This is a genomic window from Cetobacterium sp. (assembly GCF_977044495.1).
On sequence record NZ_CDRRQU010000072.1, the window covers coordinates 1 to 6,281 of the forward strand.

Here is a 6,281-nt window from a genome sequence, read left to right on the forward strand (position 1 = left end):
CTAACAAGTTCTGGATTACCAGAAAGGTGGCAATAAGCGAACTAAACTCAACAATATATGTTAAAACATAAAATATGAATGCAGTCTTCTGCTTCTTTTCTATCATATATTAATGGAGTCTATATCTATAATGGAAAATTTGACCAAACTAGGTATAAAATTTCCCGGTATTATAGAAAATATATTAGCTATAAAAAAAGAGAAGTTGGATAGAGAAAAGTGACTTTACAAAATTAAGGTTATGTTATACTTAAATAATATTAATTCAATTAGAGAGGGTTTACCTCTCTTTTTTATTTTAAAAATATTTTAAATCATCTTGAAAAAAACTTTACTTTTTCAAGATGATATGTTATAATTAATTATAATAAAAACAAAAGGAGGTGAAGAAAATTAGTAGGAAAAAGAGGAAAAAAAAGAAGAAAATCAAAATAGATAAGTGGTTATTAAGAGTGACACAACTTATACTAATAATTGATTTTCTTCTAAAGTATTTCAAGAAAGAGTAATCTTTCTGGGGAAGAGATTCCCCATACTCTTTCCTCTATTATACTAGTTTTTGTGTATGGAATCAATAGTAAAAAATATAATTATTATTATACTTTCAATATTGTTAGCTTACAAAATAAAGGATAAAATTTCATATTATTTAATTGGAATAGTAGTGATACTAACAATTATAGATATTATTAGGAGGTTGGTATAAGTGGAAAATAAAAAACATGGTGGATCCCGTGAAGGTTCTGGAAGAAAAATTGTTTCAGAGTTTGGAAAAAAAAGAAATGTTTCTGTTTCATTCAGAGTAACAACTGAAGAAAAAGAGATTATAGAAAAAGCTCGTGGAGAAAAAAGCTTAACTGAATGGATATTAGAAAAGGCTAAAGAAAAAAGAGGAAACTAATCCTCTTTCTTCTTTAGTGTTATAGTCCCTATTTTTTCATTAAAATAGATATCAAGTTCTCTTTCTTCATGAGATAGTGCCATTTTTCTAACCCAGCTAACTGGAAGAGTTACCCTTGTAGTATCGCTACCTTTGCCACTTTTTGACCATAAAATTTTAGCCGTTCTTTTTTCCATCTAAACCACCTATTGACTTTTTGGGATATTGTTGTATAATTAAATTAGTATAAAATTCGCTCATAAGCCTCCTGAAATTTATTTTGGGAGACTTATTTTTTTTGTTCTTTTTAAAATAATTATAAATCCATACACAAATCCAGCCAATGACACAAACAAAAGCTATTTTTTGTAAAATATCAGTCATTTTTAATCATCTCCTTTGATTTGAAATTTATAGGAGGAGGGAAGAAATTAATCTCCCCTTTTGTTCCAGCATCTCATGATAGAGATAATAGTTTGAACTATCACTATCAAGTTGATGACGTTTTGTAAAAATTCGCTTATATTTACCTCATAAAATTTAGCTCCTAATTTTATTTTGTAAAACTCAAATATTCATTTAAACTTTCGATTATACAATTATAAAAGAAGTCATAAGCTTCCTCATAATTTCCATAGTAGCTTTTATCAAGAGCTTGATAGTATTCTAACCTATCAGTAGCTAAAATAGTTATAGGAGGATATCCAAGTTTTAAAAGCTCTAAATTAGTTAGTAATCTTGAAGTTCTACCATTTCCGTCAATGAATGGGTGGATATTAATAAATTTACAAGTAAATTCAATAATTCTGTTAATAGTAATAGCTTTTGAAGTATACCAAGCCAATAAATCATTCATTTCTTGAAGAATTAAATGAGAGCTGGCAACACCGTGAGTAGCACCACCAATTCTAACGTCAACATTTCTATATTTTCCTGCATTAGCTCTATCAATTCCATCTAAAATAATAGTATGAATAGATTTTATATCGTATTCTGATAAAGTTTCTTTTTTTAAATCTTCAATAAAAAATAAAGCTTCAGCATGATTTTTTACTTCTAAATGTTCTTTTAAAGTTTTTTTAGCAACAGTAATTCCAGTTTCAATAATAACTCTAGTTTCCATTTCAGTAAGAGTATTTCCTTCAATAGCATTTGAGTTATATGTATTTTTAATTATATAATTTTCTTTTATTCTTTTTATTTCACTTTGATTAAGAGGTCTTCTATGATCTAGTTCACTTTTTAATTCATAAATTTTTTCTAATTTATTATTCATGATAACACCTCACTTTTAATGATTATAGTAGTATTATATTATTTAATCTATCTAAATACAATCTTAGAATATAAAATTGATTTATAAATTTTGAATCACGGTAATTTCTCCATCTGGTTGTACATACGCTTCTATTGTACCCGTTAATCCTGTCTTATCCAATTCACTTATTTTTAACTCTATTACTTTTTTCTCATAAACCAATCGATTTTTTAAATTATTCATATGAGCTTTAATTGAATTAAGTGTTTTATCATAATTTTAAAATCAATATTTATTTTTGTAAAAACAAAAAAAGAGGAAACTAATCCTCTTTCTTTTTTAGTGTTATAGTCCCTATTTTTTCATCAAAATAGATATCAAGTTCTCTTTCTTCATGAGATAGTGCCATTTTTCTAATCCAGCTAACTGGAAGAGTTACCCTTGTAGTATCACTACCTTTGCCACTTTTTGACCATAAAATTTTAGCCGTTCTTTTTTCCATCTAAACCACCTATTGACTTTTTGGGATATTGTTGTATAATTAAATTAATAAAGGGTTTTCGAGCAACTCATCACTAAAAGGGCAAGATTTTATCTTGTCCTTTTTACTTTCTCCAAAACTTGCAGTATAAATAATATACAAAAGCTATGATAACACCAATTTGACTAATTTTAACTAAAGTTTCTAGCATGAAAAATCACCTCTTTGATTATTATAGAGGGAGGGTAGGGAGCCTACCCCCTATCACTTTCTTTTAGACTTCTTAATAAATTCATATATAACTATGATATTAGCAAGAAGTGAAGTGATTTGTAATAAAGTCTCGAGCACTTCATCACCTCCCTACAAATACATCATGTACCATATACGGTACAAAGTCAAGAAATATTTAAAAAATAATAAAAAAATTAGAGATAAAAAGCTACCTCTAAGTAATGTGTGTTGGCGAACTTGTGAAATATCCCTCTGTATTAAATAGGTTACACGTAGGTTACAAAATGATTTATTAAATGTTGAAAACCCTTGTATTTACTGGAGGCAGTGAGGTTTAGTTATGACCGTCCATATCGTAGTGGCAGATTACTTTTCTCATCCTTCCTCCTTTTGGTTAGTTATATTAATAGAAAGCCTTGTAAAATAAGGATTTCTTAAATTTGATTATTTTATAAAATTTACTTTTTTTATGTAGCTAACAAAATATTAATTCAATAATTCAATAGCTTTTCTTAGTTCTTATATGTCTTTATGAGTATAGATATTTTCCTGCATTAGCTCTATCAATTCCATCTAAAATAATAGTATGAATAGATTTTATATCGTATTCTGATAAAGTTTCTTTTAAATCTTCAATAAAAAATAAAGCTTCAGTATAATTTTTTACTTCTAAGTGCTCTCTTAAAGTTTTTTTAGCAACAGTAATTCCAGTTCTAATAATAACTCTAGTTTCCATTTCAGTAGGAATATTTTCTTTTATTCAAATACAATTAATAAAAATTATTCAAAAAAATTTGACTTTTTATTCAGATGTGTAGTATATAGAAATCTTAGGAAGAGGTTTTGAAAAAATACACTTTAATCACTTTTAAACATATTAAACTTGAGGAGGGATTTTTATATGAAAAAATTAAAAACGTTTGAATTTATGGAGGAGTTTGATCATGAGCAGGTAGTATATTTCTATGATAAAAATACAGGCTTAAAAGGTATCACAGCTATTCATAACACGGATTTAGGACCAGCTTTAGGGGGAACAAGACTTTGGGATTATAAAACAGAGGAAGAGGCCCTGTTAGATGTTATTAGATTATCTAGAGGAATGACGTATAAGGCAGCAGTTGCAGGATTAAATCTAGGTGGAGGAAAGACAGTTTTAATAGGAAATCCGAAAAAAGTTAAAAGTGAAGCGTATTTTAGAGAGTTAGGAAGATTTGTTCAAAGCCTAAATGGAAGATATATCACGGCTGAAGATGTGAATACAACCACGTCTGATATGGGATACGTTGCTATGGAAACAGATCATGTTGTAGGATTACATGGGAAAAGTGGGAATTCATCACCATTTACAGCCTTAGGAGCATTATGTTCCATTCGTGCAGCACTAAAAGAGAAATTTAGAGATTCAAGTATAAATGGGAAAACATTCGCAGTTCAAGGAGCTGGGCAAACTGGGTATTATTTGATTAAATTCCTTTTGGGTGATAATGATTACGGAGATAAGGCAAAAAAAATATATTTCACAGAAATAAATGACACATATATAGAGAGAATGAAAAAAGAGCATCCAGAAGTAGAGTTTGTAAAACCTGAAGACATATATGGGCTAGATGTAGATGTGTTTTCACCATGTGCTCTAGGGGGAGTTATAAATGATGAAACTATTCCTCAATTAAAATGTTCGATTGTTGCAGGAACATCAAATAATGTTTTAAAAACAGAAGAGCATGGAGCTATGTTAAAGAACAAAGGAATTCTTTACGCTCCAGATTTTGTTGCAAATGGTGGAGGATTAATAAACGTTTATCATGAGTTAAAAGGTTATAATAAAGATGCAGCAACAGCAGATGTAAAAGCTATATATGATAGACTGTTGGAAATTTTTGAGATAGCAAGAGTTCAAGATATTCCAGTAAATATAGCGGCTATACAATTTGCTGAGGAGAGAATAAATAAAATTAAAAATATGAAACCAAGCTATGTAAAAAGATGAAAAATAGAGTAGGAGGTCATATGAATTTTTTTTCTCAACTATTAGCAAGATGTAAAGAAAATCATGTAAAAAAGATTCCAGTTGTAGTTTGTGCTCAGGAGGATGAGTTGTTAAAAGCTATACTTAGAGCAGAAGGGGAGGGAATAATTACATCACCTATTCTTGCAGGGGATAGAGAGGAGATTGTAAAACATTTGCTTCAAAATGGAGCTAATTTAGATGAGTACCAAATTATACATGGAGAGGGAAAAGAAAAATGTAGTGAAATGGCTGTTCAAAGTATTCTAAGTGGAGCTGGCGATTTTTTAGTGAAAGGTTTAGTTGATACGTCTATCATATTAAAAGCCATTTTAAATAAAAAAGAGGAGTTGTCAAAATCAGAAAATGGGGAGATATTTTTTTCTCATGTGACAGTAGCGGAGCTGGATGTTATTGATAGAGTTATAGTTTTTGGAGATGCAGCTATGAATATACTTCCAGATGTGGAGACTAAGATAAAGATAATAGAGAATTGTTACTCAGTTTGGAACGCTTTACATCTTGGAACACCAAAGATAGCACTTTTAGCGGCGAAAGAAAGTGTATCTAAAAAGATGATAGCTACTCTTGATGCTCAGATTATTACACAAAACCTATCTCTAGACGAGAGATTTATAGTTGAAGGTCCACTTGCTCTAGACAACGCCTTATCAAAAAAATCAGCAGAAATAAAGGGAATATCTGGAAAAATTCAAGGAGATGCAGATATATTAATAATGCCGAATATAGAGGCTGGAAACATATTCTATAAAAGCTTGTGCTATTTAACAGAAAGTGAGACAGCGGGAATTTTAGTAGGAGCAAAGGTTCCTGTAGTTATAACGTCAAGAGCTGATGATGAAGAGAGTAAATTTTTATCGATAGTATTAGCATCAGTTATTTAGGAGGTGTCAAATTTGGCTAAATTTAAGGTAAGTTTTAATAAAGAAAGATGCAAAGGGTGCAGTCTTTGTGTTGTATTTTGTCCTATGAAAATTGTTCACTTAAATACGGAGGAGATAAATTCAAAAGGATATAATGTATCTCATGTGGTAGATGAAGAGAAGTGTGTAGGATGTACAAATTGTGCTCTTATGTGTCCAGATTCAGTTATTACTATAGATAAGTTTTAAGGAGGCGTTTATGGCAAAAAAGCTAATGAAAGGTAATGAGGCAATGAGTGCAGCAGCTATAAATGCTGGATGTAGATTTTTCTTCGGATACCCAATAACACCGCAAAATGAAATCCCAGAGTATATGTCAAGAGAACTTCCAAAAGTTGGTGGATCTTTTATACAAGCTGAATCTGAAGTTTCAGCAATAAACATGGTTTACGGTGCAGCTGGATGTGGAGCCAGAGTTATGACATCATCATCATCTCCGGGAATGGCTTTAAAACAGGAGGGAATCTCTTACA

At 30.0% G+C, this 6,281-nt stretch carries 11 protein-coding genes and 1 pseudogene; 6 read left to right on the top strand and 6 right to left on the bottom strand.

All coding sequences use genetic code 11. From position 1 onward, the window contains the following. Positions 1-88 precede the first annotated feature (88 nt). Together ACWI69_RS11475 and ACWI69_RS11480 are read left to right on the top strand one after the other, a co-directional pair. Complete coding sequence (locus tag ACWI69_RS11475) at positions 89-223, top strand: phage holin family protein (RefSeq protein WP_448821980.1); 135 nt, start codon at positions 89-91, stop codon at positions 221-223. Between the two features lie 483 nt (positions 224-706). Beyond that, complete coding sequence (locus ACWI69_RS11480) at positions 707-901, top strand: hypothetical protein (RefSeq protein ID WP_448821970.1); 195 nt, start codon at positions 707-709, stop codon at positions 899-901. Here the strand turns inward: ACWI69_RS11480 and ACWI69_RS11485 are convergent. The 6 genes from ACWI69_RS11485 to ACWI69_RS11510 form a co-directional block, all read right to left on the bottom strand. Continuing rightward, a complete protein-coding gene (locus ACWI69_RS11485) occupies positions 898-1,077 on the bottom strand; it encodes an AbrB/MazE/SpoVT family DNA-binding domain-containing protein (RefSeq protein WP_448821971.1) in 180 nt (59 codons plus the stop codon). The genes ACWI69_RS11480 and ACWI69_RS11485 overlap by 4 nt on opposite strands. After that, positions 1,058-1,264 carry a hypothetical protein gene (locus ACWI69_RS11490; protein WP_448821972.1) on the bottom strand — a complete coding sequence of 69 codons (207 nt, stop codon included), beginning with the start codon at positions 1,262-1,264 and terminating at the stop codon, positions 1,058-1,060. The genes ACWI69_RS11485 and ACWI69_RS11490 overlap by 20 nt, the downstream gene beginning before the upstream one ends. A 169-nt stretch (positions 1,265-1,433) precedes the next feature. Continuing rightward, positions 1,434-2,156 carry a Fic family protein gene (locus ACWI69_RS11495; RefSeq protein ID WP_448821973.1) on the bottom strand — a complete coding sequence of 241 codons (723 nt, stop codon included), beginning with the start codon at positions 2,154-2,156 and terminating at the stop codon, positions 1,434-1,436. Positions 2,157-2,237: 81 nt separating this feature from the next. After that, positions 2,238-2,360: a hypothetical protein gene (locus ACWI69_RS11500; protein WP_448821974.1), complete on the bottom strand. Its 123-nt coding sequence runs from the start codon at positions 2,358-2,360 to the stop codon at positions 2,238-2,240. 100 nt (positions 2,361-2,460) lie between these two features. Continuing rightward, complete coding sequence (locus ACWI69_RS11505) at positions 2,461-2,640, bottom strand: AbrB/MazE/SpoVT family DNA-binding domain-containing protein (RefSeq protein ID WP_448821975.1); 180 nt, start codon at positions 2,638-2,640, stop codon at positions 2,461-2,463. Positions 2,641-3,382: 742 nt separating this feature from the next. Beyond that, positions 3,383-3,589, bottom strand: a complete 207-nt coding sequence (locus ACWI69_RS11510; protein WP_448821976.1) for a hypothetical protein — start codon at positions 3,587-3,589, stop codon at positions 3,383-3,385. Positions 3,590-3,754: 165 nt separating this feature from the next. On the opposite strand from ACWI69_RS11510, the gene ACWI69_RS11515 reads away from it, so the two are divergent. The 4 genes and pseudogenes from ACWI69_RS11515 to ACWI69_RS11530 form a co-directional block, all read left to right on the top strand. Then, positions 3,755-4,846, top strand: coding sequence for a Glu/Leu/Phe/Val family dehydrogenase (locus tag ACWI69_RS11515; RefSeq protein WP_448821977.1), 1,092 nt, complete (start codon positions 3,755-3,757; stop codon positions 4,844-4,846). Positions 4,847-4,866: 20 nt separating this feature from the next. Further along, entirely contained in the window at positions 4,867-5,769 is a 903-nt protein-coding gene (locus ACWI69_RS11520; protein ID WP_448821978.1) for a phosphate acyltransferase, read from the top strand. A gap of 12 nt (positions 5,770-5,781) precedes the next feature. After that, entirely contained in the window at positions 5,782-5,997 is a 216-nt protein-coding gene (locus tag ACWI69_RS11525) for a 4Fe-4S binding protein (RefSeq protein WP_448821979.1), read from the top strand. Between the two features lie 10 nt (positions 5,998-6,007). Then, positions 6,008-6,281, top strand: a pseudogene (locus tag ACWI69_RS11530) (3-methyl-2-oxobutanoate dehydrogenase subunit beta); the annotation flags it as partial.

What these genes read in the sequence shown, in the direction of transcription:
- ACWI69_RS11495 (WP_448821973.1), bottom strand. Translation starts at nt 2,156, where the DNA reads ATGAATAATAAATTAGAAAAAATTTATGAATTAAAAAGTGAACTAGAT.
- ACWI69_RS11510 (WP_448821976.1), bottom strand. Translation starts at nt 3,589, where the DNA reads ATGGAAACTAGAGTTATTATTAGAACTGGAATTACTGTTGCTAAAAAA.
- ACWI69_RS11505 (WP_448821975.1), bottom strand. Translation starts at nt 2,640, where the DNA reads ATGGAAAAAAGAACGGCTAAAATTTTATGGTCAAAAAGTGGCAAAGGT.
- ACWI69_RS11485 (WP_448821971.1), bottom strand. Translation starts at nt 1,077, where the DNA reads ATGGAAAAAAGAACGGCTAAAATTTTATGGTCAAAAAGTGGCAAAGGT.
- ACWI69_RS11515 (WP_448821977.1), top strand. Translation starts at nt 3,755, where the DNA reads ATGAAAAAATTAAAAACGTTTGAATTTATGGAGGAGTTTGATCATGAG.
- ACWI69_RS11520 (WP_448821978.1), top strand. Translation starts at nt 4,867, where the DNA reads ATGAATTTTTTTTCTCAACTATTAGCAAGATGTAAAGAAAATCATGTA.
- ACWI69_RS11490 (WP_448821972.1), bottom strand. Translation starts at nt 1,264, where the DNA reads ATGACTGATATTTTACAAAAAATAGCTTTTGTTTGTGTCATTGGCTGG.